Annotated in this window: 24 protein-coding genes; 13 read left to right on the forward strand and 11 right to left on the reverse strand. The window is 70.9% G+C overall.

Annotated elements, in window-relative coordinates; all coding sequences use genetic code 11:
- Positions 1–5: 5 nt before the first annotated feature.
- Positions 6–770: an SDR family NAD(P)-dependent oxidoreductase gene (locus ACIA5C_RS45240; RefSeq protein WP_396066853.1), complete on the reverse strand. Its 765-nt coding sequence runs from the start codon at positions 768–770 to the stop codon at positions 6–8.
- Between the two features lie 69 nt (positions 771–839).
- On the opposite strand from ACIA5C_RS45240, the gene ACIA5C_RS45245 reads away from it, so the two are divergent.
- Positions 840–1,034: a hypothetical protein gene (locus ACIA5C_RS45245; RefSeq protein ID WP_396066856.1), complete on the forward strand. Its 195-nt coding sequence runs from the start codon at positions 840–842 to the stop codon at positions 1,032–1,034.
- Here the strand turns inward: ACIA5C_RS45245 and ACIA5C_RS45250 are convergent.
- Positions 1,031–1,762, reverse strand: a complete 732-nt coding sequence (locus ACIA5C_RS45250) for an SDR family NAD(P)-dependent oxidoreductase (RefSeq protein ID WP_396066858.1) — start codon at positions 1,760–1,762, stop codon at positions 1,031–1,033. The genes ACIA5C_RS45245 and ACIA5C_RS45250 overlap by 4 nt on opposite strands.
- A gap of 104 nt (positions 1,763–1,866) precedes the next feature.
- On the opposite strand from ACIA5C_RS45250, the gene ACIA5C_RS45255 reads away from it, so the two are divergent.
- Positions 1,867–2,064 carry a hypothetical protein gene (locus ACIA5C_RS45255; RefSeq protein ID WP_396066860.1) on the forward strand — a complete coding sequence of 66 codons (198 nt, stop codon included), beginning with the start codon at positions 1,867–1,869 and terminating at the stop codon, positions 2,062–2,064.
- 54 nt (positions 2,065–2,118) lie between these two features.
- Here the strand turns inward: ACIA5C_RS45255 and ACIA5C_RS45260 are convergent, their stop codons facing one another.
- Genes ACIA5C_RS45260 through ACIA5C_RS45270 form a run of 3 tightly spaced genes read right to left on the reverse strand, consistent with a single transcriptional unit; the run spans position 2,119 to position 6,164 of the window.
- Entirely contained in the window at positions 2,119–3,816 is a 1,698-nt protein-coding gene (locus ACIA5C_RS45260) for a glycerol-3-phosphate dehydrogenase/oxidase (RefSeq protein WP_396066862.1), read from the reverse strand.
- Position 3,817: 1 nt separating this feature from the next.
- The gene (glpK, locus tag ACIA5C_RS45265) at positions 3,818–5,335 is read right to left on the reverse strand and encodes a glycerol kinase GlpK (protein ID WP_396066864.1); all 1,518 of its coding nucleotides are present in this window, start codon (positions 5,333–5,335) and stop codon (positions 3,818–3,820) included.
- Entirely contained in the window at positions 5,328–6,164 is an 837-nt protein-coding gene (locus ACIA5C_RS45270) for an MIP/aquaporin family protein (RefSeq protein ID WP_396066866.1), read from the reverse strand. The genes glpK (ACIA5C_RS45265) and ACIA5C_RS45270 overlap by 8 nt, the downstream gene beginning before the upstream one ends.
- 124 nt (positions 6,165–6,288) lie before the next feature.
- Here ACIA5C_RS45270 and ACIA5C_RS45275 point away from each other — a divergent pair, with 124 nt between their 5' ends.
- From ACIA5C_RS45275 to ACIA5C_RS45285, 3 genes are read left to right on the forward strand one after another with little or no spacing between them, the layout of a single operon-like run.
- Positions 6,289–7,050, forward strand: coding sequence for an IclR family transcriptional regulator (locus ACIA5C_RS45275; protein ID WP_396066868.1), 762 nt, complete (start codon positions 6,289–6,291; stop codon positions 7,048–7,050).
- A gap of 15 nt (positions 7,051–7,065) precedes the next feature.
- Positions 7,066–8,559 (forward strand): glycerol kinase GlpK, encoded by a 1,494-nt coding sequence (gene glpK, locus ACIA5C_RS45280; RefSeq protein WP_396066870.1) that lies wholly within the window; start codon positions 7,066–7,068, stop codon positions 8,557–8,559.
- Positions 8,560–8,600: 41 nt separating this feature from the next.
- Entirely contained in the window at positions 8,601–9,761 is a 1,161-nt protein-coding gene (locus ACIA5C_RS45285; protein WP_396066872.1) for a PP2C family protein-serine/threonine phosphatase, read from the forward strand.
- Here ACIA5C_RS45285 and ACIA5C_RS45290 read toward each other — a convergent pair.
- Together ACIA5C_RS45290 and ACIA5C_RS45295 are read right to left on the reverse strand one after the other, a co-directional pair.
- Positions 9,758–10,642, reverse strand: a complete 885-nt coding sequence (locus ACIA5C_RS45290; RefSeq protein WP_396066874.1) for a ricin-type beta-trefoil lectin domain protein — start codon at positions 10,640–10,642, stop codon at positions 9,758–9,760. The two genes, ACIA5C_RS45285 and ACIA5C_RS45290, sit on opposite strands and share 4 nt — an antisense overlap.
- Before the next feature lie 183 nt (positions 10,643–10,825).
- Positions 10,826–10,993 (reverse strand): hypothetical protein, encoded by a 168-nt coding sequence (locus ACIA5C_RS45295; RefSeq protein WP_396066876.1) that lies wholly within the window; start codon positions 10,991–10,993, stop codon positions 10,826–10,828.
- Between the two features lie 358 nt (positions 10,994–11,351).
- On the opposite strand from ACIA5C_RS45295, the gene ACIA5C_RS45300 reads away from it, so the two are divergent.
- Positions 11,352–12,248: an aldo/keto reductase gene (locus ACIA5C_RS45300; protein WP_396066878.1), complete on the forward strand. Its 897-nt coding sequence runs from the start codon at positions 11,352–11,354 to the stop codon at positions 12,246–12,248.
- Between the two features lie 7 nt (positions 12,249–12,255).
- On the opposite strand, the gene ACIA5C_RS45305 is transcribed toward ACIA5C_RS45300, so the two are convergent.
- Positions 12,256–13,998 carry a serine/threonine-protein kinase gene (locus tag ACIA5C_RS45305; RefSeq protein ID WP_396066880.1) on the reverse strand — a complete coding sequence of 581 codons (1,743 nt, stop codon included), beginning with the start codon at positions 13,996–13,998 and terminating at the stop codon, positions 12,256–12,258.
- A 101-nt stretch (positions 13,999–14,099) separates the two neighbouring features.
- Here ACIA5C_RS45305 and ACIA5C_RS45310 point away from each other — a divergent pair, with 101 nt between their 5' ends.
- Entirely contained in the window at positions 14,100–15,221 is a 1,122-nt protein-coding gene (locus tag ACIA5C_RS45310) for a cytochrome P450 (RefSeq protein ID WP_396066882.1), read from the forward strand.
- A gap of 51 nt (positions 15,222–15,272) precedes the next feature.
- Here ACIA5C_RS45310 and ACIA5C_RS45315 read toward each other — a convergent pair whose 3' ends face one another.
- Together ACIA5C_RS45315 and ACIA5C_RS45320 are read right to left on the reverse strand one after the other, a co-directional pair.
- Complete coding sequence (locus tag ACIA5C_RS45315; protein ID WP_396066884.1) at positions 15,273–16,292, reverse strand: hypothetical protein; 1,020 nt, start codon at positions 16,290–16,292, stop codon at positions 15,273–15,275.
- A 198-nt stretch (positions 16,293–16,490) separates the two neighbouring features.
- A complete protein-coding gene (locus tag ACIA5C_RS45320) occupies positions 16,491–17,492 on the reverse strand; it encodes a LacI family DNA-binding transcriptional regulator (protein WP_396066886.1) in 1,002 nt (333 codons plus the stop codon).
- Positions 17,493–17,604: 112 nt separating this feature from the next.
- On the opposite strand from ACIA5C_RS45320, the gene ACIA5C_RS45325 reads away from it, so the two are divergent.
- Genes ACIA5C_RS45325 through ACIA5C_RS45350 form a run of 6 tightly spaced genes read left to right on the forward strand, consistent with a single transcriptional unit; the run spans position 17,605 to position 25,393 of the window.
- A complete protein-coding gene (locus ACIA5C_RS45325; protein ID WP_396066888.1) occupies positions 17,605–19,104 on the forward strand; it encodes an alpha-N-arabinofuranosidase in 1,500 nt (499 codons plus the stop codon).
- Between the two features lie 12 nt (positions 19,105–19,116).
- Entirely contained in the window at positions 19,117–20,436 is a 1,320-nt protein-coding gene (locus tag ACIA5C_RS45330) for an extracellular solute-binding protein (protein WP_396066890.1), read from the forward strand.
- Positions 20,437–20,438: 2 nt separating this feature from the next.
- Positions 20,439–21,368 carry a carbohydrate ABC transporter permease gene (locus tag ACIA5C_RS45335; protein ID WP_396066892.1) on the forward strand — a complete coding sequence of 310 codons (930 nt, stop codon included), beginning with the start codon at positions 20,439–20,441 and terminating at the stop codon, positions 21,366–21,368.
- The gene (locus ACIA5C_RS45340; RefSeq protein ID WP_396066894.1) at positions 21,365–22,225 is read left to right on the forward strand and encodes a carbohydrate ABC transporter permease; all 861 of its coding nucleotides are present in this window, start codon (positions 21,365–21,367) and stop codon (positions 22,223–22,225) included. Before ACIA5C_RS45335 ends, ACIA5C_RS45340 begins: the two co-directional genes overlap by 4 nt.
- A gap of 4 nt (positions 22,226–22,229) precedes the next feature.
- Positions 22,230–24,386: a family 43 glycosylhydrolase gene (locus tag ACIA5C_RS45345; protein ID WP_396066896.1), complete on the forward strand. Its 2,157-nt coding sequence runs from the start codon at positions 22,230–22,232 to the stop codon at positions 24,384–24,386.
- The gene (locus ACIA5C_RS45350; protein ID WP_396066898.1) at positions 24,383–25,393 is read left to right on the forward strand and encodes a glycoside hydrolase family 43 protein; all 1,011 of its coding nucleotides are present in this window, start codon (positions 24,383–24,385) and stop codon (positions 25,391–25,393) included. Before ACIA5C_RS45345 ends, ACIA5C_RS45350 begins: the two co-directional genes overlap by 4 nt.
- Here ACIA5C_RS45350 and ACIA5C_RS45355 read toward each other — a convergent pair.
- On the reverse strand, positions 25,390–26,385 hold the full coding sequence (locus ACIA5C_RS45355; RefSeq protein ID WP_396066900.1) for a LacI family DNA-binding transcriptional regulator: 996 nt from the start codon (positions 26,383–26,385) through the stop codon (positions 25,390–25,392). The two genes, ACIA5C_RS45350 and ACIA5C_RS45355, sit on opposite strands and share 4 nt — an antisense overlap.
- Positions 26,386–26,425 lie beyond the last annotated feature (40 nt).

Raw genomic sequence — 26,425 nt, forward strand, 5'->3', positions numbered from 1 at the left:
CCGATTCAGACCGCGGTGTAGCCGCCGTCGGCCACCAGGATGGAGCCGGTGATGAAGGAGGCGGCGTCGCTCGCGAGGAAGACGACGCTCGGCGCGATCTCCTCCGGCCGGGCGAACCGCTCCTGCGGGCAGTCCTCCACCCAGTGCCGCCGGAACTCCGGCCGGTCCACCGGTGCCATCTCGGTCCTGACGTAGCCCGGCGCCACCGCATTGACCCGGATGCCGTAGGGCGCCCACTCGACGGCCAGCGACTTGGTCAGGTGGTGCACGGCGGCCTTCGACGCGTTGTAGGCGGGCTGCCACTGCGGCCGATTGACGATGATGCCCGACATGCTGCCGACGTTGACTATCGAACCTTGGCGGCGCTCACGCATGATCGCGCCGACGGCCAGTGACGTCTTCCAGAGCGCCCGCACGTTGAGGTCGAAGACCCCGTCCCACTGCTCGTCGGTCACGTCGAAGGAGTCGGCGTGGTAGCAGACACCGGCATTGTTGACCAGGATGTCGATGCGCCCGTCGAAGGCGTTCAGGGCCTGCTGGGTCATGGCCTCGACCTGGCGGTCGTCGGTGATGTCGGCCGTGATGGGTACGAACTCGAGCCCGGCCGCCGCCGCCTCCGCCGCCGCGGCGAGGTTCGCGTCTTCCCGCCGGCCGCAGATGGCCACCCGCGCACCAGCCTGCGCGAGGCCGGTCGCGAACGCCTTCCCGAGTCCCTGGTTGCCGCCGGTCACGAGCGCGGTCCTACCGTCCAGCCCGAATAGGTCTGTCATGCCTGATGCCCCTTTCAGAGGACCCGCCCGGTCGGCGGCCTGTTCCACTCGGCGTGCTGAGATGGTGACGTGGACGATGCCGAGATCCTCGAGATGTACACGGCGCATCTCGCGGCGTGCAACGCCCGGGACTGGGCGCGGGTCGCCGGCGACCGGTCACCGGTCGAGACCGACGAGTTCGCCATGTACCGGATCGCCGAGGGGCGCATAGCCGAACTGTGGGGCACAGCGGACAACGCCCGCCTCGCCTATGAGGACTTCTAGGCGGAATACTGCGGGTCCTCGGGGCCGTGCGGGATGTCGAAGCGCGGCTCGCCGGTCCGCAGGGCGTGGAGGATGACGCGCCCGACGTAGGCCGGGCTGTGCGGAACCATGCCCGGCCGCAACGAGGATGAGCCCGGCATGTACGCGCTGTCGCGGAACTCGGTCGCGGTGATGGAGGGCAGGACCAGAGAGACGTCGACGCCGTCGTCGGCGAACTCCTTGCGGGCCACCTCGGCCAGCATGTTGACCGCGGCCTTCGACGCCGCGTACGGGCCGACGCCGGGGATGGCCTGGCGGGTCGTGCCCGAGCTGACGGCGACGATGCGGCCCGAGCCCTGCCGGCGCATCACGGGTAGGACCGCCTGCATCGTGGTGACCACGCTGACCACGTTCAGGTCGAGGAGCGACCGGAACGCGTCCGGCTCCACGTCCTGCAGGCGGTGGTGGAAACTGGCGCCCGCGTTGACGACCAGCCCGTCGATGCGGCCGTGCCGTTCGACCGTGGCGTCGACCAGCGCGGCAAGCTGGGCCGGCTCGGTCACGTCGGTCGGCACGGCCAGCGCCCCGTCCAGGGAAGCGCCGAGCGCGGCCAGGCGGTCGGCCCGCCGGGCGGCCAGGACCGGCAGCGCACCCGCGGCGTGCAGGAGGCGGGCCGTCGCCTCCCCGATGCCGGACGAGCTTCCGGTGACGATGATGACCTTGCCGTTCAGATCCAGGAGAGTAGCCACCCGATCATGGTGGCATCAGCGGTTGTGACCAGGAAGATCGTTTTGCGGTCGGCTACCCGGGGTATTCGGGCGGTCCACGGTAATGCTGTGCGGGAGGAGGAAAGATGCCGAAAGTGCGGAATGAGCCCGATCCGGACCGTTACCCACCGCTCGACCCCGGCGCGCCGATACCCGACGACCCGGGGGAACTGGAGCCGGACACCCCGGACCCGCTACCTCCGGCGCCGGTCGAGCCGGTGCCCGATACGCAGCCCGAGCCGGCCGGGCCGCCGGAACCGGGCGGCGTGCCCGAGCCCGCCTAGGCGCGAACAACGGCCCCACCCCCGCAAGAGGGTGGGGCCGCTGGGCGAAGGTACTCAGGGAGCCCTGATCGGCACCACGTCCGGCGCACCCAGGCGGGCGGCGTCGGCGGTCTCGTCGTCCGGCTGTTCCTGTGACCGGCGTTCGGCCTCCACCCGGAGGCGGTAGTTCTCGACCTCGCGTTCGGTCTGCTCGGAGGTCCATCCGAGCACCCCGGCCATCAGCCGGGCGGCAACCGGCGCCGCGGCGACGCCGCGGTCGAAGGTCTCGATCGAGATTCTGGTACGCCGGGTCAGCACGTCCTCGAGGTGGCGCGCCCCCTCGTGGCTCGCGGCGTACAGGAGTTCCGCGCAGAGGTAGTCCTCGGCCCCTTCCACCGGGGCACCCAGTTCCGGGGAAGCGCGCACCAGGTCGAGCACCTCCTCGACCAGGGACCCGTAGCGGCCGAGCAGGTGCTCGACCCGGGCGACGTGCAGGCCGGACGAGGCGGCCAGCAACCGGCGGCGGTTCCACAGGGCCGGGAACCCGTCGGCGCCGACCAGCGGCACGTCGTGGGTGCAGGACGGCGGCACCGACCGCCCGAGCCCGTGCACGCACGCGTCGACCGCGTCCTTGGCCATCACCCGGTACGTCGTGTATTTCCCGCCGGCCACCACGACCAGGCCGGGCACCGGGCTGCCGACCGTGTGTTCCCGGGAGAGCTGCGACGTCGACTCGGACTCGCCGGAGAGCAGCGGGCGCAGGCCGGCGTAGACGCCCTGCACGTCGGTGCGCGAGAGCGGGGTCGACAGCACCGAGTTCACGTGGTCGAGCAGGTAGTCGATGTCGGTCGAGGAGGCCGCCGGGTGGGCCTTGTCGAGGTCCCAGTCGGTGTCGGTGGTGCCGATGATCCAGTGGCGGCCCCACGGGATCACGAAGAGCACGCTCTTCTCGGTCCGCAGGATCAGCCCGGTCTTCGACTGGATGCGGTCGCGCGGCACGACCAAATGGATGCCCTTGGACGCGCGTACGTGGAACTGCCCGCGCTCGCCGACCAGAGCCTGCGTGTCGTCGGTCCAGACGCCGGTCGCGTTGATCACCTGCTGGGCGCGGACGTCGAAGGTGCGGTCGCGCTCGAGGTCGTGGACGCGTACGCCGGTGACCCGCTCGCCCTCCCGGAGGAAGCCGACCACCTCGGTCCGCGAAGCGACGTGGGCGCCGTAGGCGGCCGCGGTGCGAGCGAGAAACATCGTGTGCCGGGCGTCGTCGACCTGCGCGTCGTAGTACTGCAACGCGCCGACCAGCGAGTCCTTCCTCAGCGCCGGGCATTCGCGCAGCGCGCCCCGGAGCGTGAGGTTGCGGTGCCGGGGCAGGCCGCCGCCGAGCGCCATCGTGTCGTAGAGCGTGACCCCGGTGCCGGCGTAGACGCGTTCCCAGGCGCGGTGCTGCAGCGGGTAGAGGAACCGCACCGGCCGGACCAGGTGCGGGGCGAGCCGGGTGAGCAGCAGCCCGCGTTCCCGCAGCGCCTCGCGGACCAGGCCGAAGTCGAGCATCTCGAGGTAGCGCAGGCCGCCGTGGATGAGTTTGCTGGAGCGGCTCGACGTGCCCGAGGCGAAGTCACGCGCCTCGACCAGGCCGACCGACAGGCCGCGGGTGGCGGCGTCGAGCGCACTGCCCGAGCCGACCACACCGCCGCCCACCACCAGCACGTCGAGCTCGGCGCCGGCCAGCGCGGCCAGCGCCGATTCCCGATAGTCCGGTGACAGATCCGTCATATCAGTCCACGTCCACCCAATCGAGGGTCCGTTCCACGGCCTTCTTCCACCGCCCGTACCCCTCTTCGCGCTGTTCATTCGACCAGGACGGCTGCCAGCGCTGGGATTCGTTCCAGTTCTCCCGCAGCTCGTCGGTCGACTTCCAGAAGCCGACGGCCAGGCCGGCGGCGTAGGCCGCCCCGAGGGCGGTGGTCTCGGCGACCACCGGACGGCTCACCGGTACGCCGACGATGTCGGCCTGGATCTGCATGCAGAGGTTGTTGGCCGTGATGCCGCCGTCCACCTTGAGCACGTCCAGGGTGACCCCGGAGTCCTGCGCCATCGCGTCGACCACGTCGCGGCTCTGGTAGCAGATGGCCTCGAGGGTGGCCCGCGCGATGTGCGCGTCGGTGTTGAAGCGGGACAGGCCGACGATCGCGCCCCGGGCGTCGGAACGCCAGTAGGGTGCGAACAGGCCGGAGAACGCCGGCACGAAGTAGACGCCGCCGCTGTCGGTCACCTTCGCCGCCAGCGCCTCGCTCTCGGCGGCCGAGTTGATGATGTGCAACTGGTCGCGCAGCCACTGCACGGCCGAGCCGGTGACCGCGATCGAGCCTTCCAGGGCATAGACCGGGGCGGCGTCGCCGAACTTGTAGCAGACGGTCGTGAGCAGCCCATTCTCCGAGCGGACCAGTTCGGTGCCGGTGTTCAGCAGCATGAAGTTGCCGGTGCCGTACGTGTTCTTGGCCTCGCCGGGCGCGAAGCAGACCTGGCCGCACATGGCCGCCTGCTGGTCGCCGAGGTCGCCGGTGAGCGGGACCTCGCCGCCGAGCGGTCCCGGCCAGCGGGCGACGCCGTACGTGTTGGGGTCGGACGACGGCCGGATCTCCGGCAGCATCGACCGGGGGATGTTGAAGAACCCGAGCAGTTCGTCGTCCCAGTCGAGGGTCTCGAGGTTCATCAGCATGGTGCGGCTGGCGTTGGTCACGTCGGTGATGTGGTTGCCGCCGTCGACCCCGCCGGTCATGTTCCAGAGCAGCCAGGCGTCGGTGTTGCCGAAGACGGCGTCACCGCGCTCGGCCGCCTCGCGGACCCCGTCGACGTTCTCCAGGATCCACTGGATCTTGCCGCCGGAGAAGTAGGTAGCCGGGGGCAGGCCGGCCTTGCGCCGGATCACGTCGCCGCGGCCGTCCCGGTCGAGTGCCGAGGCGATCCGGTCGGTGCGGGTGTCCTGCCAGACGATCGCGTTGTAATAGGGCCGGCCGGTGGTCCGGTCCCAGACCACCGCGGTCTCGCGCTGGTTGGTGATGCCCAGCGCGGCGAGGTCGCTCGCGCCCAGGTTGGCCTTCTGCATGGCGGTACGGATGACCGTGCCCGTGCGGTCCCAGATCTCCACCGGGTTGTGCTCGACCCAGCCCGCCTGCGGCAGGATCTGCTCGTGTTCGAGCTGGTGGCGGGCTACTTCGTTGCCACCGTGATCGAAGATCATGAAGCGGGTGCTGGTCGTGCCCTGATCTACTGCGCCGACGAAGTCAGCCACGGGTTGCCTCCAGGTTCTCGTTCGGCGTGGGAATCTCGCCCGGCTCCTGCGGGGCTTCGGAGGGCAGGAAGCGCCCCACGAGTACCTGGTAGAGCCCGGCGCCGACCACACCGCCGATGATCGGCCCGACGATCGGTATCCAGAAATAGAGATAGCCGGTCTGATCTCGGAACGCACCGCCGTAGCCGGTGAAGAATTCGGCGAGTCGCGGTCCGAGGTCACGGGCGGGGTTGATCGCGTAGCCGGCGTCGGTGCCCCACGCCATGCCGATCGCGACCACGAGCAGACCGATGACGACCGGGGCGAGGTTGGCGCCGGGTGCGGTGTTGGCCGCGTCGGTGATCGCCAAGATCAGGAAGAGCAGAATCGCGGTGCCGATGATCTGGTCGCGGAAGGCGCCCCAGTGGCCGACCGGCAGCGAGCCGTTGCCCGGCAGGGTCGAGAAGACACCCTGCGTCTTGATGGTGAGACCGGGGTCTACCTTGTGCAGGACTTCGGTGTAGTTCCAGCGCACCAGCAGGGCGGCGATGAAGGCGCCGAGCGTCTGGGCGATCGAGTAGGGCAGGACCTTGCGCCATTCGAAGCCCTTGAAGACCGCGAGGGCGATGGTCACTGCCGGGTTGAGGTGGGCGCCGCTGATGCGGGCGGCCACGTAGACGCCGAGCGTCACGCCGAGGCCCCAGGCCCAGGCGATGCTGTCATGGTCGCCGAGACCGCCGGCGACGACCTGCGCGACGACACCGACGCCGAAGAGGATGAGGATCATGGTCCCGGCGAACTCTGCGGCCAGCTCGCCCCAGAGTCCCGGGATCTTGAACCGTTCTGCCATGTGCCCTCCTTGCTCGATGCCAACCGACGCTAGGTAGCGAGGCGGCCACGAACAATGAACGGCGTTCGGCATTGTCGAACATCGACAACCGACCGGCGTCATGAGCTGGCATAGAGTCCTTAACATGCCCGGAACGGTGCAGTCGATCGAGCGTGCCGCCGCGGTCCTGCGCCTGCTGGCCGGAGGACCGGGCCGGCTGTCGCTCGGCGACATTGCCCGATCGCTCGATCTCGCCAAGGGCACCGCTCACGGCATACTGGCCACACTGCGAGAGGTCGGGTTCGTCGAGCAGGACCGGGGGTCCGGCCACTATCAGCTCGGGGCGGCCCTGCTGCGCCTCGGCACCAGCTATCTCGACATCAACGAACTGCGGTCCCGCTCCATCAACTGGGCCGACCCGCTGGCTGCGCGCAGCGGCGAGGCCGTACGCATCGGCACCGTCCTCGACGGTCAGGTGCTGGTCGTGCATCACGTGTTCCGGCCCGACGACACCTTCCAGACTCTCGACGTCGGCTCCCTGCTTCCGCTGCACGCGACAGCGATGGGCAAGGTTCTGCTGGCTTATCGCGCGACCGGGGTCGCCCCGCCGCGCGAGTTCGACCGGTTCACCCGCCGCACGATAACCACGTCCCGCGCCCTCGCCGCCGAACTCGCCCACGTCCGCGAGACCGGCTGGGGCGCCGAGATCGAGGAACGCACCCCGGGGGAGGCCGCCCTGGCCGCGCCGATCCGCGCGCACGGCGGCCTGGTGGTCGGCGCGATCGGCATCTCCGGCCCCGTCGAACGCGTCTGCGACAGCCACTACCAACCGCGTCCACGCCTCGTCACCTACGTCCGGGACGCCGCCCGCGCGGTCTCCCGCGACCTCGGAGCCGCCCGGCGTTAACCCTGGGAGACCCACATGACCGAAAGCTACGTCGTCGCCATCGATCAGGGGACGACCTCGACGCGGTGCATCGTGTTCGACCGGCGCGGTCAGCTGGTCTCCCTGGCCCAGCAGGAGCACAAGCAGCACTATCCGAAACCGGGCTGGGTCGAGCACGACGCGGCCGAGATCTGGCGCAACGTCGAGCGGCTGGGCCCGGAGGCGCTGAAGCGGGCCGGGATCGACGCCGCCCAGGTGGCCGCGGTCGGCATCGCCAACCAGCGGGAGACCACCGTCCTGTGGGACCGGGCCACCGGGCATCCGATCGGTCACGCCATCGTCTGGCAGGACATCCGGACCGACGGGCTGGTCAATCGCCTGATGGACGCGCCGGGCGCCGACGAGGTGCAGCATCGGTCGGCGTTACCGCTGGCGACGTACTTCTCGGGGCCTCGCGTCAGCTGGATGTTCGACCACACGCCGGGTCTGCGCGAGCGCGCGGAGCGCGGCGAGGTTCTGTTCGGCACGATGGAGACCTGGCTGATCTGGAACCTGACCGGCGGGCTGCACGTCACCGACGTGACCAACGCGAGCCGCACCATGCTGCTGGACGTGCACACGCTCGACTGGTCGGACGACGCGCTCAAGTTCTTCGGCATCCCCCGGGCGATGCTGCCCGAGGTGCGGCCGTCGATCGGGGTGTTCGGGTCGGCCGTTTCGGCCTTCCCCGGCGTACGCATCGGGGCCGCGCTCGGCGACCAGCAGGCGGCGCTGTTCGGGCAGACCTGCTTCACGCCCGGCGAGGCCAAATGCACGTACGGGACCGGCAGCTTCCTGCTGCTCAACACCGGTTCCGAGCTGGTCCGGTCGACTCACGGCCTGCTGTCGACGGTCGCCTACCAGATCGCGGGGGAGCCGGCCGCGTACGCGCTCGAGGGCTCGATCGCGATCACCGGCTCGCTGGTGCAGTGGTTCCGCGACCAGCTGGAGCTGATCGCCAGCGCGCCCGAGATCGAGACCCTCGCGCGCAGCGTGGCCGACAACGGCGGCTGCTACATCGTGCCCGCGTTCTCCGGCCTGTACGCCCCGTACTGGCGGTCCGAGGCCCGCGGCGTGATCGTCGGCCTGACCTCCTATGTCACGAAGGGTCACCTGGCCCGGGCGGTGCTCGAGGCGACCGGCTGGCAGACCCGCGAGGTGGTCGACGCGATGAACGCCGACTCCGGCCTCGACCTGACCACGCTGAAGGTGGACGGCGGGATGACCGCCGACAACCTGCTCATGCAGTTCATCGCCGACGTGCTCGACGTGCCGGTGGTGCGGCCCCTGGCGTCCGAGACGGTGTCGCTCGGCGCGGCGTACGCGGCCGGGCTCGCGGTCGGGTACTGGCCCGACCTCGAGGGGCTGCGGCAGAACTGGCATCGGGCCGCGCAGTGGCTGCCCAAGATGGATCCGGTGATCCGCTCCCGGGAGCACGGCAACTGGCAGCGCGCGGTGCGGCGGACCTTCGACTGGGCGGAACCGCAGTAGGGCGCCGTGCGGCGGTCCGCCGCGGGTAGGAGGATGGACCAATGCCCGTGCCGATGGAGGCCGTCCGACGGCTGCTCGACCTGCGTCATCGGGGGCGGGCCGAAGACCTGCCTGCCGTGCTGACCGACGCCGCCCCGCTGCTCGGCGCCTCGTCGGCGACCGTGCTGCTCGTCGACTACGGGCAGCTGTCGCTCTGCCCGCTGCGCGGCACCGACCCGATGGTGGCCCGGGCGGTGGCGGTGGAGGACACGCCGGCCGGGACAGCGTTCCGGACCGCCCGCGAGGTGTGGGACGACGGCTGGTTGTTCGTGCCGCTGCTGCACGGGGCCGAGCGTCTCGGCGTGGTCGAACTTCGGATGAAGGCGGCGCCGTCGCCGGCCGACCAGGACGACCTGCAGGTCATTGCGGCCCTGCTGGCCGAGCTGATCGCCAGCCGCCGCTTCTACGGCGACGCGGTCGAGCACACCCGGCGACGGCTGCCGATGCAGCTGGCGGCCGAGATCATCTGGAACCAGCTGCCACCGCTGACCTTCGCCGTCGACGGCACGGTCGTGGCCGCGGTGCTCGAACCCTGCTACGACGTGGGCGGCGACGCCTTCGACTACGCGGCCAACGGCGACGTGCTGCACCTCGCGTTGTTCGACACGGTCGGGCACGGCATCGGCGCGAGCGGGCTGACCACGCTGACGCTCAACACGTACCGCAACGCGCGGCGATGCGGGTTGTCGCTGGTCGACACCTACCGGTCGATCGACAAGTGGATCGCCGAACGCTACCCGGGCAGTTTCGTCACCGCGATCCTCGCCGAACTGGACACCCGCACCGGGATCTATCAGCGGGTCAACGCGGGGCACCCGACCGAGCTCTTCCTGCGTGAGGGGCGCGCGCTGCCTCCGCTGCCGGCTCCGAACGCGCTGCCGCTCGGGCTGGGTGGCATGCGCCTGCGCCCGCCGGAGTCGGTGTCGCAGCAGCTCATGCCCGGCGACACGCTGGTGCTCTACACCGACGGCATCATCGAGTCCCGGGACGGCGACGGCGTGCTGTTCGGGCGGGAGCGGCTGACCGACTTCGTGCTCGACGATCTGCGCCGGGGGGTGTCGGCACCGGAGATGATGCGGCATCTGATCCACGCCGTCGTCTCGTACGAGAACGGGGAACTCCGCGACGACGCCACCGCGGCCATGCTGCGGTTCTTGACCTAGGGCAGCGACCAGCGCTGGTCGTCGCCGCCGGTGCACGCGGCGACCTCGGTGGTGGCGCCGGACTTGCCGGGATCGGTCAGGCAGCGGCCGCTGGACGGGTTGACCAGCGAACCGCCGGGCCCGGCCCGCCACTGACCGTTGTCGCCGGCCCCGTCGCAACCGTCGCTGCGCACGCTGCTGTCGCCCGAAGCGACGACGCAGCGGCTCGCCACCCGCAGGGTGCCGTCGCCCGAGAGGGTGAACTTCTGCGACGTGCCGCCGCTGCACGCGGCGGTCTCGATCGGGCTGCCGTCGATGCCGAGCAGGCCACCGAGGGCCAGGCAGCGGCCGCTCGCCGCGCTGATGGGGCCGGTGCGGCCGCCGGCCGGCGGGGGAGCGAGGGTCGGCGTCCGGGTGGCCGGTGTCGTCCGTGGAGCCGACGGGGTGGCCGGGCTGGACGGCACCGGCGACGACGCGCTGGGACTGGCGCTGGTGCGGCTCGCCGACACGGACGGCTTGACCGAGGCCGGCTCGGCGCCGGCCGGCGGCACGGCCGGGCCGACCGCGGGCAGGGAGGCGCTGGGACCGCGCCGGGCGTCGTCGCGGGAGTTGGCGCCGCGGATGAAGTAGGCCACGATGGCGAGCGCGACCGCGACGCCGATGACCAGCACGAGGAGCCTCAGGGCCCAGTGCACGGTGTAGCTCTTCGGCTCCGGCGGCGGGGGTACGACGATGGCCGGCTGGACGGCGGTCGGCTGCTCGGCGGCGGGGAGTTCCGCGTCCTCGGGCCAGGTTTCTTCCTCGTCGGCCGGCGACGGAGCGTCGCTCTCGTCGGTCTTGACGTACGGCCGGACCAGTACGGGATCGTGCCGCTCCGTGACGTCGTCGGGCCTGTCAGTCATTTCTCCCCGCCTGGGTCATTCGTACCGGCCTATTCGTAGACCGACGCCAAAGGCAAGGTAGGTTACGTTACGCGCAGTTCGTTCGGCCAGAGGGAGTGCCGATTTCCGGTGCGGGCCGCGCTCCCCGCCAGGAGCGCGGCCCCGTCCCGGGCCGGCCCGTCGCCGGGCCGGCACCGTCCCCGGCTAGCGCCCGGCCTCGCGGCGCAGGGCGGAGAGGCGGCTGGCCCGCACCATGGTGCGGCGCGGGCCGACCACGCGACCGTCGGCAGAGAGTTCGACGCCGGCCACCTCGTACCACGTCTCGCCGTCCTGCTGCACCGGCGAGCTCCAGTCGACGCGGTCGACAGTCATCCGCAAGGTGCCTTCACCGAACCGGTAGTCCGCTTCTGCGAAAGTCCACACCGGCCTTCTCCGTGTGCCGTCGCTCACCTGCGTGACTCCTTGCACTGATCGCCCCTTTCGGGATCTTCGCTCCGGACTTCCGCCTCGTCCGCAGGTATCACGATCGTCCCTTGCGCTGGCATTGGCAAGGCCATCTGCACGTGCATATGCACATCGGCAACCAACCTTGTCCGAACGGTTGATGCCGTCCGACCAGCGTCTACTGATGAACGCCGATGGATCTTCCCGCTGCCTGGTATCGGCTGTCCCTGCCACGCCGCCCACCCCGAGGGCAAGGATCACCACGAGACACACGAAGGAGATGGACATGACGGACACCCGCAGAGCCCCCGGCGGCACCGGCCACCTCGGCGACCGCACGGTCGCCCGGATCGGCTTCGGCGCCATGCAGCTCGTCGAGCGGCTCGACGGCCGCCCGCCGGTCGCCGAGGACATCGCGCTGACGGTCCTCAAGGACGCGGCGGGCCACGGCGTCGATCACATCGACACCGCCGAGTTCTACGGCGAGGGGACCGCCAACCAGCGCATTCGCGCGGCGCTCTACCCGTACGCCGAAAGCCTGGCCCTGGTCACGAAGGTCGGCGCCGAGCGTGCCGGAAAGACTCTCGTCGCCGCCCAGCGCCCCGAACAGTTGCGCGCCCAGGTCGAAGCCAACCTGACCACGCTCGGCACCGACCACCTGGCCGCGGTGAACCTGCGCCGCGCCGACGCCCCGCCCGGCATCGTCGGCGAGGGCGACCAGCGCGTCGACCTGGACGCCCAGCTGGCCGAGCTGATCGCGCTGCGCGACGAGGGCAAGATCGGCGGGATCGGACTGTCCGCCGTCACCGCCGCCCAGCTACGGCGGGCCCTGCCGGCCGGCATCGTCGGCGTGCAGAACCTCTACAGCCTCGTGGACCGCACGGCCGAAGAGGTGCTCGACGTCTGCCGCGAACACGGCATCGCCTGGGTGCCGTTCTTCCCGCTCGGCTCGTCCCACCCGCAGTTCCCCAAGGTCACCGACCACCCGGCGGTGATCGCGGCCGCCGACCGGCTGGGCGCCACCCCGGCCCAGGTGGGGCTGGCCTGGCTGCTGGCACACTACGACAACACGCTGCTCATCCCGGGCACCGCCGACCCGGCCCACCTCGCCCAGAACGTCGCCGCCGGCGAGGTCCGCCTGGACGCCGAGGCGCTGGCCGCCCTCGACGCCGCAGCCGGCTGAGGGCCGGTCAGCCGGTCACGGCGTTGCTGCCGGCGGGGACGCCGCCCCGGCAGGTGACGGTCACCGTCACGCGGCCCTTGCCGTGTTTGAAGACGGCGGTGGGGGACGAGCCCGGTGCGGTGTCCAGGCTCTCGACCTTGTACGGCTCGGTGGGGTCGGCCGACAGGATCTCGGCGGTGGCCGGCTCCGGACAGGTCGCCTGCACGGCGCCGCCCGGAGAGGACAACCGGCGCACCGTCGGGGTCGCGCTCGAGGTAGCGGAAGTGGTGGTGGGAGCCCTGCTCGTCGGGTGGTCGGTTGCGCTCGGCGAGGCGGGGCCTGCCGCTGCCGGGGGCGACGGGCGGGTGGCCGGTGCGCCCGCGGACTTCGTCGCCTCGGCCGCGTCGGCCGACGACAGTGACGACGAGGGCGACGACGGCCCGGCGGCCGGTCCGGACGAGGACGCGGCCGGTCGGACTACAGCCGGGGCGCCGACCGCCGGCGAGTTGCTCGAGCTGTCGTGAACCCGGAGCAGCCAGGCGGCCAGGGCGACGACAACGATCGCGGCGACTGCGCCCCCGCCGCGTAGGAGAAGACGCCGGCCGACCGGAACGGCCGGCCGCTGGGTCTCGGCGGACCGATCCGATGCGTCGGGCACCGGCACCGAACCGGCGGATCCGGCGCTGCCCCCGGACCCGGCGGCGGCAGCAAACCCGGCCGTCGGCCGGGCGATGCCCCTGGACCCGGATGCCGCAGCCGGCCCTGTCGGCTCCGCGATGCTTTCGGACCCGGGTGCAGCAGTGGAACCGGGCGTCGGTCCGGCGATGACTCCGAGCGCGGGTGCGGTTGCGGTCTCAGCGGGCAGGCCGGGCGGGCTTGACGGGCCGGGCGGGCCGGGCGGGAAGGCGAACGGTGGCGACGGCGGGTCGAGGGAGGGGTCGGGGAGGGCGACCTTGGCCCGCGCGCCGTGAGCCAGCACCGCCGCCACCTCGCGGGCCGACGGGCGCAGCGTGGGGTCCTTGGCCAGGCAGCGGTTGCACAGGCTGACCACGTAGTCGGGGACGCCGTCGGTCGGGCCGAGCGGAACCGGGTCCACGTAGATGTGGGCGGTCAGCATCTGGGTGGTGGTCTCGTTGCTCCACGGCAGGCAGCCGGCCAGCAGCTGGTAGAGGAGGATCGCCAGCGCGTACACGTCCGAGGCCGGCTCGACCACGTCGGAGAGCAGGCGCTCCGGGGCCAGGTAGGCGGGGGTGCCCAGCACCTCGAAGTCCTCATCGGCGCGGCCCGGGGCGACCGCCGCCGCGATGCCGAAGTCGACCACCTTGGCGCCGGTCGGGGCGAGCATGACGTTGGCCGGTTTGACGTCGCGGTGCACGATGCCCTCGCTGTGGGCGGCGGCCAGCGCGGCCGCGACCTCGGCGCAGACCCGCATCGAGAACGACGGGGGCACGACGGTGCGGGAGGCGCGTTCCAGGAGGGTGTCGCCGCGGATCAGTTCCATCACGACGAACGGGAAGACGCCGTCGGGGGTGGACGTCTCGCCGTAGTCGTGGACCTGGGCGATGTTGGGGTGCGAGAGCGCGGCCGCCGCCCGGGCCTCGTGGCGGATCAGCTCGCGCGACTGCGGGTCGCCCACGTGCCTGCCCGCCAGCACCTTGACCGCCACCTCGCGGCCCAGCACTTCGTCACGGGCTTCCCAGACCACGGCCATGCCGCCCGAGCCGATCGGTCGGGTCAGGCGGTATCGACCACCCAGAACGGCGCCAGTCATTCGAGGCAGTCTGCCGAAATTGACGCCCGTTCGCATCCCCGCAGGTCGAACAAGTCCAACCGGGCATACTGGACGGACAGTGCGAACACCGGAGGATGCGCATGACGCAGGTCGACAGGGGACCGATTCGAGAGATCGAGATTCCGGGCGGCACCCGGGCCTGGCTGGTCACCGGGTACGACGAGGCCCGCCAGGCGCTCAACGACCCGCGACTGTCGAAGACCGCCCCCGGCCTGCGCGTCGGCCCGCTCGGTGACGACATCCGGGAGGCGACGTTCCGGCACATGCTGGCCGCCGACCCGCCCGACCACACGCGGCTGCGCCGGCTGGTGTCGGCCGCGTTCACCGCCCGGCGGATCGAGGCGTTGCGCCCGCGCATCCAGCAGATCAGCGACGACCTGCTCGACGGGCTGGCGGGCGAGAAGCGCGCCGACCTGATCGACTCGTACGCGTTCCCGCTGCCCATCCAGGTCATCTGCGAGCTGCTCGGGCTGCCGGACGAGGACCGGGACACCTTCCGGTCGTGGACCAACGTGATCGTCGGCGGGCCGGCTTACCGGGAGCAGCTTCCGTCGGCGATGCGCGATCTCGTCGCGTACACCCGGGAGCTGCTCGCGCAGCGGCGCGAGCGACCTGGCGAAGATCTTCTCAGCGGTTTGATCGCGGCCCGCGACGATCAGGACCGGCTGTCCGAGGACGAGCTGACCTCGATGGTGTTCCTGCTGCTGATCGCCGGGCACGAGACCACGGTCAACCTGATCGGCAACGGCGCGATGCTGCTGCTCGCCGACCGGTCCCGCTGGGAGCGGCTGGAAACTGACCGGGACCTGCTGCCGGCGGCGATCGAGGAGTTCCTGCGCTACGAGGGGCCGGTGGCCTACGCGACGTCCCGGTTCACCACCGAGCCGATGGAGATCGGCGGGCGCCCGCTGCCGGCCGGGGCCTCGGTGTTCGTGGGGCTGGCCGAGGCCAACCGCGATCCCGGGCGCTTCGCCGACGCCGCCGACGTCGACCTGACCCGCGAACAGAACCCGCACCTCGGCTTCGGGCACGGCATCCACTACTGCCTGGGGGCGCCGCTGGCCCGGCTCGAGGCGCAGATCGCGTTCACCGGTCTGCTCGACCGGTTCCCGCAGATGCGTCTCGACGGCACGGTCGACGAGCTGCAATGGCGGCCGGGCATGCTGCTGCGGGGCCTCTTCCACCTGCCGGTCACCCTATGAGAGAAGGCGGCGGCCCGTCGGGCCCGCCGCCTCCTTTCCGTACGCCGTGACTCAGCGGTTGTTCCCGTTGTGGTGGTGCTTGGTGGTGCCACCCTTGGTGCCGCCACCGGCGTTCTGGCCGTTGCCGGTGCTCGAGCTCGGAGAAGCGCTGGCACTGGCGCTGGCGCTGGCGCTGGCGCTGGCCTGGCCACCGCCGTTGCCCGCCTGGCCGTTTCCGGCCTGGCCGCCGCCGTTTCCGGCTTGACCGTTCCCGGCTTGGCCGCCGCCGTTGCCCGCCTGGCCGTTCCCGGCCTGACCACCGCCGTTTCCGGCTTGGCCGCCGCCGTTGCTTGCCTGGCCGCCGCCGGCCTGGCCGCCGCCCTGGACTGCCGTCATCGTGGCGATGAAGGCGCCCACGTTGTTGCCGTTGCCGACGTTGCCGAGGGAGTTGAAGGCGTTCTTCGACAGCTCGACGCAGACCGAGTTGGCGTCGACGCCCTGGTTGTCGTCGGCCTTGACGGCGACCTTGGCGACCTTGGCGACCTTCTGCGCGTTGGACTCGGCGGCCGAGGCGCTGGCGGTCGGCTTCGCGGCCGGCTTGGTGGTCTGGCCGCCCCGCGGCGGCTTGTGGTGGTGGTGCCTGTTACCGCCGCCGGTCCCGCCGGCGGGCGCGCTCGTCGTGGTGGCCGGCGCGCTCGTGGCCGGGGCGCTCGCCGTGGCCGACGGGTCGGCCGTGGCCGTTGCGGTCGGCTGGGCGGTGGCCGAGTCGCTCGGCGCGGGCGCGGCCGTCGTCGGGGCCGCCGCCGTGATCGGGCCGCTGACCGTGACGTCGACCTGGCGGCCGGCGCTGGTCAGGTGCAGCGCGGTGCCGACCGGGAAGTGGTCCGACAGGGCCGAGTTGGCGTCCGCGGCCGCCTTCGCGTCGGCGAGGACGATGCAGGTCACCGAGTTGCTCGTGCTGCCCTGGGTGGCCGCGAGGCTGATGCCGGTGCCGGCCGCGAGCAGCGCCGCGGTGCCCGAGATGAGGATGACCTTCCCCGATACGCGGCGCCGCCCGCCCGAGGCCGCCGGCCTTTTGTACCTTTTACGCACGGTGCCAGGTCCCTTCCTCGGGGAACTTATTCGGTGGACTGGGTTCCACGCTCGCAATTACGGAGTCCCCGCGGAGGCCGTTCAACGGTTAAAGAACATTTATGGAACGGCGTCGGCCCAGGTCACGATGCCCTTGATCGTTATAGGCATTGACCTGGTTACCTCGACAACCGTCTTTTCAACGGGCGCGGAAAATTGTCACGCGGAGCCGCGGAGCGTCAGCTCGAAAGACGCGTACCCCTCCTGGGGTGAGGCGGTCGCGCCGCCGGTGATCCGCCGCTCGAGGAAGGCCAGCGCGAGCCGGGCGATCTCGGCCCGGTCGGCGGTGATCGTGCTCAGTGACGGGGTGTGGAACTCGGCGTCCTCGATGCCGTCGAAGCCGATCAGTGCCACGTCTTCCGGGACCCGGCAGCCGTGCTCGTGCAGTGCCCGGAGCGCGCCGATGGCCAGCAGGTCGTTGAAGCAGAACGCCGCGTCGGGTCGGTCGGCCCGGTCGAGCAGGGTGCTCATCGCCTCGTATCCGTCGGCGCGGTGGTAGCTCTTCGCCGGGACGACAAGCTGCGGATCGTACGGAATGCGGGCCGTCTTCAGCGCGGCCCGGTAGCCCCGCAGCCGCAGCGCCGCGGTGCCGCCGGAGACGTGCGGCTGGCTGCCGATCGCGGCGATGCGGGTGCGGCCGAGCGAGATCAGGTGTTCGGTGGCGGCCCGGGCGCCGGCCACGTTGTCGATGCTGACGTGGTCGACCGGCGAGTGCGCGAGGCGTTCGCCGAGCAGCACGAGCGGCGTGTCGTCGCGGCGGCTCTCGATCTCCTTCGCGGTCAGCGCGAGCGGGCTGACGACCAGGCCGTCGACGAGGTGGGACTTGATGCCGTCGAGGACGAGGCGCTCGTTGTCCTTGGCGCCCTGGGTCTCGTCGATCAGCACGGTCCAGCCGTAGCCCTTGGCGTGCTGCACGAACTGGGCGGCCAGCTCGGCGAAGTAGGGCGAGCTGATCTCGGGGACGGCCAGCGCCACGATGCCGGTGCGGCCGCCGCGCAGGAGCCGGGCCGAGAGGTTGGGCCGGTAGTCGAGCTCGTCGAGCGCCGCCTGGACCTTGGCCCGGGTCTTGTCGGACACGAACTGGAATCCGTTGACCACATTGGAAACGGTCTTGACCGAGACGCCGGCGAGCCGCGCCACGTCTTTGATGCCGGCGCCCACTCCCCGCCCCTTTCTGCTGGCCCGCCCAGCATAGTAGGCCGGGTTACCAGCTCTTTACAACGATATACACAACGTTGTAAAACCGAGGGCATCGATCCAACCGGGAGGCTCCATGATCGACGCCCGCCTCACTCTCGACCCCGCGTTCCGGCTCGGACCCGTCGACCGGCGGCTCTTCGGCTCGTTCGTCGAGCACATGGGCCGCAGCGTCTACACCGGGGTCTTCGAGCCGGGTCACCCGGCGGCCGACGAGCTCGGGCTGCGCACCGACGTGCTCGACCTGGCCCGCGAGATGGGCGTCAGCGTGGTCCGCTATCCGGGCGGCAACTTCGTCTCCAACTACCGCTGGGAAGACGGCGTCGGGCCGCGCGAGTCGCGACCGACCCGGCTCGACCTGGCCTGGCGGTCGATCGAGAGCAACCAGTTCGGGCTGGGCGAATACATGGCCTGGGTGCGCCGGCTCGGCGCCGAGCCGATGCTGGCGGTCAACCTCGGTACGCGGGGCCTCACCGAGGCCGTTGAGCTGCTCGAATACTGCAACTACCCGGGCGGCACCGCACTGTCGGACCGCCGCGTCAAGAACGGCGACCACGACCCGTACGGGATCAAGCTGTGGTGCCTCGGCAACGAGATGGACGGCCCGTGGCAGATCGGCCACCAGACCGCCCACGAGTACGGCCGGATCGCCGCCGAGACCGGCCGGGCGATGCGCCGGCTCGACCCGGGCGTCGAGCTGGTGGCGTGCGGCAGCTCCGGCCGGCACATGCCGACCTTCGGCTCGTGGGAGGCGACCGTCCTCGAGCAGTGCTACGACCAGGTCGACTACATCTCCCTGCACGCCTACTACGAGGAGCGCGACGGCGACACCGCCAGCTTCCTCGGCTCGGCGGTCGACATGGACGCGTTCATCGACGAGGTGATCGCGACCGCCGACCACGTGAAGGCCCGCACCCGCTCGGGCCGGAAGCTGCGCCTGTCGTTCGACGAGTGGAACGTCTGGTATCAGCAGCGCTTCGGCGGCGAGGCCTCGCTGGAGTGGCGGCCGACGCCCCGGCTGATCGAGGACGAGTACAGCGTTCTCGACGCGGTCGTGGTCGGCAGCTATCTGATCTCTCTCCTCGGGCATGCCGACCGCGTGAGCATCGGCTGCCAGGCCCAGCTGGCCAATGTGATCGGGCCGATCCGCACCGAGCCCGGTGGCCCGGCGTGGCGGCAGACCACGTACTGGCCGTTCGCTCTCACCGCGCGGCTGGCCCGGGGGGACGCCCTGCGGGTCGAGCCGGAGTCGCCGCTGACCGACACCGCCGCGTACGGTCCGGTGCCCGTCCTGACCGCGGCCGCGAGTCTCGATCTCCAGGCCGGGGCGGCCGCGCTTTTCGCGGTCAACCGCTCGCTCGACGAGCCCCTCACGCTGACCGTCGACCTGCGGGCCCTCCCCGCGGCCCGGCTGCGCACCCACCGGGTGCTGGCCGACGACGACCTGCGCGCGACCAACACCCAGGCCGACCCCGACCGGATCGTGCCACGTCAGCTGACCGGCCGTGTCGACGACGGGCGGCTCACTGTCTCTCTTCCGCCTGCTTCCTGGAACGTTCTCGAACTATCTGTCTGAAGGAGTACCCCCATGAGTTCGCTTGACCGACGTCGATTCCTCGCGCTGGCCGGTGGCACCGGCTCGGCACTGGCCCTTGCCGCGTGCGGCGGCACCTCCAAGGCACCCCAGGCGCCGACCGGCGGCAACGGCGGCGCCAGCTACAGCGGCCCCAAGGTCACCGTCGCCTTCTGGAACGGCTGGACCGGCAGCGACGGCGCGACCGCGCAGAAGATGGTCGACGAGTTCAACGCGGCCAACCCGAACGTGCAGGTCAAGATGAACGTCTTCCAGTGGGCCGACTTCTTCCAGAAGCTGCCCGCGGCGGTGCAGAGCGGCAACGGCCCGGACGTGGCGGCCATGCACATCGACGACATGCCGACCCAGGCCGCGCAGCAGGTCATCGTGCCGCTCGACGACGTGGCGTCGGCGCTCGGCCTCAAGGCGTCCGACTACGCGCCGGCCGTCTGGAACGGCGGCGAATACCAGGGCAAGCGCTACGGCATCCCGATCGACGTCCACAACCTGGGCCTGTTCTACAACAAGACCGTCATGGAGAAGAACGGCCTCGACCCGAACAAGCCGCCGGCGACCAAGGACGAGTACATGCAGGCCCTGGACACGCTGAAGGGCAAGGGCGTGCAGGGCTCGTGGGTCTCGCCGTTCCAGTTCACCGGCGGGTTCCAGTTCGAGTCGCTGCTCTGGCAGTTCGGCGGCGACGTGTTCAGCTCCGACAACAGCAGCGCGGCCTGGAACTCGGACGCCGGCGTGCAGGCGCTGACCTGGATGGTCGACCTGGTCAAGAACGGTTACAGCCCCAAGAACGTGGGCCAGGACGCCGACTACATCGCCCTCAAGAACGGCAAGAACGTCTTCAACTGGCAGGGCATCTGGCAGGTCAACGACGTGGCCACGCTGAAGACGTACGAGATCGGCACCGCGCCGCTGCCCAAGATCGGCTCGACCGGCGGGGTCTGGGGCAACAGCCACCAGTTCGTGCTGCCCCGCAAGAAGTCGAACGACGCCGACAAGACCAACGCCAGCCGGTTCTTCATCAACTGGTTCACCCAGCACTCGGCCGACTGGGCCAAGAGCGCCAAGGTGCCGGCCCAGAACGCCCAGGCCCAGGGTGCCGACTTCAAGGCGATCGCGGGACTGCAGTCGTTCGCCGAGGACGTGCAGTTCACCCACTTCCCGCCGTCGGTCGCCGGCATCGACGACGCGCTGGCCGAGCTCTACACCGGTGTGCAGAGCGCCGTCCTGCTCAAGCAGGACCCGGCGGCGGCACTGACCGCCGCGGCCGGCCGGGCCAACAAGATCCTGGCCGACAACAAGAAGAAGTACGGGGCCTGACGGTGACCGTCGTCGAGGCTCCGAGCCGATCCGAGGCCGAAGTCGCCCGCGGGGTGCCGGTGGCCCGGCACGGGCGGCTCACGCCGTACCTGTTTCTTCTGCCCTTCGGGGTGTTGTTCCTGGGTTTCGTGCTGATCCCGGCGGTCTTCGGGCTGTGGGTCAGCTTCCACGACTACAACTACCTGCTGCCCGGCAAGCCGTGGGTCGGCCTGCAGAACTACATCGACCTGTTCACTCCGGACAGCCGGGACAGCGGCGATTTCTGGAAGAGCATGCTGGCCACCGGGATCTTCACGGTGTTCAGCGTGCCGTTCCTGATCGTCTGCCCACTCGGCGTGGCGCTGCTTCTCAACCGGGCCTTCCGCGGGCGCGGCTTCTTCCGGGCGGTGTTCTTCGCCCCGTACGTCCTCGGCGTGGCCGTCGTCGGCCTGCTGTTCCGCTTCGTGCTCGACCCCAACATCGGCCTGGTCAACTATTACCTCGGCCACGCGATCCCATGGACCACCGAGGTGCCGTGGGCCTGGGTCTCGCTGGTCGGCATGACGGTGTGGTGGACCCTCGGATTCAACGCCGTCATCTACATGGCCGGCCTGCAGGACATCTCCCCGGAGCTGTACGAGGCGGCCCGGGTCGACGGCGCGTCGCGGTGGGACGAGTTCCGCAACGTGACCCTGCCCGGCCTGCGTCCCGTGATGGCGTTCGTGACCACCGTGACGATCCTGGCCTCGGCCAACATGTTCGGGCAGTCGTTCCTGCTCACCAAGGGCGCGCCGGCCAACGAGACCCGGACGGCGATCATGTATATCGCGCAGACCGGCCTGGGCAACAACCGCCAGGGCATGGCCGCCGCGATGAGCTACATCCTCGCGCTGGCCCTGATGGCGATCAGCGTTCTCAACATGCGCCTGCTCCAGCGGCGGGAGGCCTCATGACGACTATGACCACGACCCGCAACCGGCGGCCATGGACCGTCGGCCGGGTGTTCTTCTGGCTCACGCTGGTGGTGCTCACGCTGATCTTCGTGGCGCCGCTGCTGTGGATGCTGGCCACCTCCTTCAAGACCAACAACGACGCGACCGCGCTGCCGCTGTCGTGGCTGCCGAACCCGTTCTCGTCGACCGCCTACGACACGGTGCTCACCACCAACTCGGCCACGCCGGTACTGCGCTGGTTCGTCAACAGCCTGATCGCCGCCACCGCCAACGCCGTGCTGATCGTGGCGGTCGACGCGATGGCGGCGTACGCCCTGGCGCGGCTCCGGTTCCGCGGCCGCAAGGTGGTCTTCGCGACCGTGGTCGGCACGCTCTTCGTGCCGCCGTTCCTCTTCCTGATCCCGAACTTCCTGATCGTCAGCAAGCTGGGCTGGCTCGACTCGCTCTGGGCGCTGATCGTGCCGTCGGCCGGCGGCGCGTTCGGCGTCTTCTTCCTGCGCCAGTTCTTCTCCGCGCTCCCGGTCGAACTCGAGGAGGCGGCACTCATCGAGGGCGCCAACCAGTGGCAGATCTTCACCCGGATCGTGCTGCCGCTGGCCCGTCCCGCCCTGGCCACCCTCACCGTGCTGTCGTTCCTGACCAACTGGAACGACTTCCTCTGGCCGCTCTACGTCCTGTTCAGCGCCGACCATCTGACCCTCCCGGCCGGCCTCGGCAACCTCCAGAACGCCGCCACCACCAACTACCCGATCGCCATGGCCGGCGCCGTGGTGGCCAGCGTTCCGGTGCTGATCCTGTTCATCGCCGCCCAGCGGCATGTCATCCAGAGCGTCACGCACAGTGGACTGAAGGGGTGATCCCGTGTTTCGCGCCCTGCTCCTGGCGTTGAACCTGCTCGTCAACCCGGTGTCGCACGGCTTCGCCGACACCTTCGCCGACCCTTCCCTGATCCGGGGCCAGGACGGCTACTGGTACGCCTATGCCACGTCCGATCCGTTGCGCTCGGGCGAAGGCACGCCACACCACGTGCCGATTGCCAAGTCGTCCGATCTGACCCATTGGTCATATGTCGGCGATGCGCTGAGCGGGCCCGCGGCGCCCTATGTCGCGCCCGGCTCCTCCTATTGGGCGCCCGACGTGCGCTACTTCGACGGCCACTACGTGATGTACTACGCGGTCGCGCCTCCGGACTCGTCCTTCTCCATCGGTGTCGCGACCGCTCCGACCCCGGCCGGCCCCTGGACCCAGCAACCCGACCCGGTGGTCGCACCCCGCCCCGGCGGTGGCGGCGGCTACCTCAGCACGATCGACCCGGCCGAGCTCACCGCGGCCGACGGCTCCCGGTACCTCTACTTCGGCAGCTACTACGGCGGCATATCGGTGGTCGCGCTGAGCGCGGACGGCCTGCGCTCCTCCGGTACGCCGCAGCTGGTCGCCCTCGACAACAAGTACGAGGGCGCCTACGTCGTCGGCCACGACGGCTACTACTACCTGTTCGCGTCGTCGGCCAACTGCTGCGCCGGACCGGCGACCGGTTACGCGGTCTCGGTCGGGCGCTCCCGCTCGCCGCTCGGCCCGTTCGTCGACGCGCACGGGGTGTCGCTGACCGCATCGGCCGTGGGTGGCACGCCGGTCATCACCCAGAACGGCAACCGCTGGATCGGCACCGGCCACAATGCGGTGGTCACCGATCTGTCCGGCCAGGACTACCTCGTCTACCACGCGATCGACCGCAACCAGCCCTACCTGGACGCGCCGTACGGCGTCAACCGCCGGCCGATGCTGCTCGACCGGCTCGACTGGATCGACGGCTGGCCGGTGGTCCGGGCCGGTGCGGGGGCGTCGGACACCCCGCAGCCGGCGCCGATCGGCACGGGTGCGGAGACCTTCAGCCGCTCACCGGGCGGGTACGCCGCGGTGAACGGGACGGTTCTGCGCCCGCGTCCCGCCGGTGACGTGCGGATCGAGGCCGACCTCCGTATGCCTTCCGGGTCGTCGCTGGGTCTGGTCGCCGGCTCGGCCCGCGTCTCGATCGACCGTACCGCGGGCCAGTTGGTGGCGTCGGCGGGTGCGCGCCGGTCCGCGGCACCGTTGCCGGCCGGTATCGACTTCGGTGACTGGCACAACCTGGCCGTCTCCGTGCGGGACGGCGTCCTGACCGCGTCGCTGACCGAGGCGCGCCTGGGCGGGCCGCTCGCGACCGTGACGCTGCGCGCCTCGTCCGCCGGTCCGGTCGGCTACACCGGCCGGGGCGACATCGACAACTTCAGCGCCGAGCGGCTGTACCGGCCGGTCACGCACGCGGTGCCGCCGCCCGCACTCGGTCGTCTCGTCTGGTCGGATGAGTTCTCCTCGAGTCACCTTTCGTCCACAGGCGCCCCCCACGATCTTCAAAAAACGGGGACAATCGTCAACGGGGGAGGGCCCAAGGGCCTCGGTAGTGATCCACTTACGGCGGGCTGGAGCTGGGTGCGGCCCGACGACGCGGTCACGGTCGGCGGCGGCAGCCTCAACTGGCCGGTGCAGGACGGCGACCTCAGCGGCACGGCCAACAACGCGAGCGTGCTGCTGCGCACCGCCCCGGCCGGAAACTACACCGTCGAGACCAAACTGACGCTCGACCTGGGCGTCGACGATGTGCGCAACTATCAGCAGGCCGGGCTCGTCGCCTACGTCTCGGACGACGACTTCGCCCGGTTCGACAAGGTGGCCATCTGGAACACGCGGCAGCTCGAATTCGGGCGGGAGTTCGCGTACGCCGGAGCCCTCGCCTACGGCGGCGTGACCGTCGGCACCCCCGCAACCACCACCTGGCTCCGCCTGGTCCACCGGGTCGATCCGGTGACCGGGGAGCATCGGTTCCGGTCGGAATCCAGCACCGACGGGCGCACCTGGACGCTCGGCGGTGTGTGGACCTTCCCGGCCGGCGAGGTGCCCAGGATCGGGCTGGACGCGCACGGCGGGGCGACGCCGGCCGTGACCGCGCACTTCGACTACGTCCGGATCTATCAGCCGTGATCCGTCCGTTGCTGGCGGCGGCCATGGTCCTCGGCCTGGCCGCCGCCTGCTCCTCCTCCCCGACGTCGTCGCCGCCTTCCCCGGGAGAACCCGTGACCTTCACCAATCCGGTCTACGACAGGAATTTCCCCGACCCGGGCGTGCTGCGGGCCGGCGACACCTGGTTCGCCTACGGAACCAACAACGCGGACGCCAACGTCCCGCTGCTCACCTCGAACGACCTGGTGCACTGGAGTTCGCACGGCGACGTGCTGCCGACCGTCGGCAAGTGGGCCACCGCGGGCAACACGTGGGCGCCCGAGGTGCTGAAGACCGACGCCGGCAAGTACGTGCTCTACTACACCGCCCGCTGGTCGAAGGCGGACCGCCAGTGCATCGGCACCGCGGTCGCCGACGACCCGCACGGCCCGTTCGCACCGGCCCCCGAGCCGCTGGTCTGCCAGGACGACGAGGGCGGTTCGATCGACGCCAGCCCTTACCGCCACGACGACGGGCGGCTCTACCTGTACTGGAAGAACGACGGCAACCACATCGGGCAGCCGACCCACCTCTACGCCCAGCGCCTGTCGGCCGACGGTCTCACGCTGACCGGCGACCGGACCCGCCTGCTGACCAACGACAAGCCGTGGCAGGGCGCGGTGATCGAGGCCCCGGAGATGGTCCACCACGACGGCAAGCTTTATCTCTTCTACTCGGCCAACGCCTTCGACACCGACCGGTACGCCGTGGGCTACGCGGCCTGCGACTCGCCGCTGGGCCCGTGCCACGACGCCCCGGAGAACCCGATACTCAAGTCGTCCGGAGCCGCGGCCGGTCCCGGGCACTGCTACCCGGTCACGCTGCCGGACGGAAGCACGTGGCTGCTCTACCACGCCTGGCCGGCCGACGGCATCGGCAGCGTCGCGCCGGGCCGGCAGATGTGGCTCGACCGCCTCGACTGGGTCGGCGGGCGCCCGGTCGTGCACGGCCCGACCGCCGGACCCCAGCCGATGCCGAGGGCCGGCTAAGCCCGTCGAGGGGGCACGGTGCTCGCGCGTATGACCAGTTCGGTCGGCAGTTCAGTGCGGCGGTGGGAGGGCGTGGGGTGCGGGGACAGCACCGTGCGGACGGCCAGGGCCGCCATCTCGGCCAGCGGTTGGCGGACCGTGGTCAATGGCGGCGACATCCAGGCCGCGGTCGGGATGTCGTCGAAGCCGACCACGCTCAGGTCGTCCGGGATGCGCAGGCCGAGGCGGCGGGCCGCCTCGTAGACGCCCATCGCCTGCTGGTCGCAGGCGGCGAAGATCGCCGTCGGCGGGTCGGGCAGGCGGAGCATGGCGATGGCCGAGGCGTGGGCCGACTCGTACGCGAAGTCGCCCTCCGCGATCAGCGCCGGATCGATCGGCAGGCCGGCCCGGGCGAGTGCGGCCCGATAGCCGTCGAGCCGCTGGTGGCTGCAGAGCGCGGTGAGCCGGCCGGTGATGGTGGCGATGCGGCGGTGGCCGAGGGCGATCAGATGGTCGGTCGCGGCGGCCGCGCCGGCCCAGTTGCCGGCGCCGATCGACGGCAGGTCGGCGACCGGGTCGGTCACCGGGTCGACCAGGACGATCGGCGCCTGGAGTTCGGCCAGCCGTTCGCGGTGCGAGGGGGAGAGGTCGGCCGTGACGAGGACGACGCCGTCCGTACGGCTGCGGTCGACGCTGCTCAGCCAGCGTTCGACCGCCGCCTCGTCCGGGATCACCGAGACCGCGAGCCGGGTGCGGGCGGCCAGGCTGGCCTCCTCGGCGCCGCGGACGATGGCGGTGGACCACGGGCTGAGGTCGTTGAAGATGAGGTCGATCAGGCCGACCCGGCGGGGGCGCGGCGGGCGGTGGGTGTAGCCGAGTTCCTTGAGCACGTTCTCGATGTGCCGGCGGGTCCTCGGCGCCACGTCGGGCCGGCCGTTCAGCACTTTCGAGACCGTCGGCGTGGAGACGTGCGCCGCGGCGGCGATCACGTCGAGTTTGATCCGGGTTCCCACGACCCCTCCTCAACCGGTTTCTCTAGCGCGGTGGGAGCGC

Source organism: Actinoplanes sp. NPDC051343 (assembly GCF_044455125.1).
Taxonomy (GTDB): Bacteria; Actinomycetota; Actinomycetes; order Mycobacteriales; family Micromonosporaceae; genus Actinoplanes.

Excerpts from the sequence above, each read along its gene's own strand:
- ACIA5C_RS45270 (WP_396066866.1), bottom strand. The coding sequence starts at position 6,164 with ATGGCAGAACGGTTCAAGATCCCGGGACTCTGGGGCGAGCTGGCCGCA.
- ACIA5C_RS45330 (WP_396066890.1), top strand. The coding sequence starts at position 19,117 with ATGAGTTCGCTTGACCGACGTCGATTCCTCGCGCTGGCCGGTGGCACC.
- glpK (WP_396066870.1), top strand. The coding sequence starts at position 7,066 with ATGACCGAAAGCTACGTCGTCGCCATCGATCAGGGGACGACCTCGACG.
- ACIA5C_RS45340 (WP_396066894.1), top strand. The coding sequence starts at position 21,365 with ATGACGACTATGACCACGACCCGCAACCGGCGGCCATGGACCGTCGGC.
- ACIA5C_RS45310 (WP_396066882.1), top strand. The coding sequence starts at position 14,100 with ATGACGCAGGTCGACAGGGGACCGATTCGAGAGATCGAGATTCCGGGC.
- ACIA5C_RS45305 (WP_396066880.1), bottom strand. The coding sequence starts at position 13,998 with ATGACTGGCGCCGTTCTGGGTGGTCGATACCGCCTGACCCGACCGATC.
- ACIA5C_RS45240 (WP_396066853.1), bottom strand. The coding sequence starts at position 770 with ATGACAGACCTATTCGGGCTGGACGGTAGGACCGCGCTCGTGACCGGC.
- ACIA5C_RS45285 (WP_396066872.1), top strand. The coding sequence starts at position 8,601 with ATGCCCGTGCCGATGGAGGCCGTCCGACGGCTGCTCGACCTGCGTCAT.
- ACIA5C_RS45255 (WP_396066860.1), top strand. The coding sequence starts at position 1,867 with ATGCCGAAAGTGCGGAATGAGCCCGATCCGGACCGTTACCCACCGCTC.
- ACIA5C_RS45325 (WP_396066888.1), top strand. The coding sequence starts at position 17,605 with ATGATCGACGCCCGCCTCACTCTCGACCCCGCGTTCCGGCTCGGACCC.
- ACIA5C_RS45300 (WP_396066878.1), top strand. The coding sequence starts at position 11,352 with ATGACGGACACCCGCAGAGCCCCCGGCGGCACCGGCCACCTCGGCGAC.
- ACIA5C_RS45275 (WP_396066868.1), top strand. The coding sequence starts at position 6,289 with ATGCCCGGAACGGTGCAGTCGATCGAGCGTGCCGCCGCGGTCCTGCGC.
- ACIA5C_RS45295 (WP_396066876.1), bottom strand. The coding sequence starts at position 10,993 with ATGACTGTCGACCGCGTCGACTGGAGCTCGCCGGTGCAGCAGGACGGC.
- ACIA5C_RS45260 (WP_396066862.1), bottom strand. The coding sequence starts at position 3,816 with ATGACGGATCTGTCACCGGACTATCGGGAATCGGCGCTGGCCGCGCTG.
- ACIA5C_RS45290 (WP_396066874.1), bottom strand. The coding sequence starts at position 10,642 with ATGACTGACAGGCCCGACGACGTCACGGAGCGGCACGATCCCGTACTG.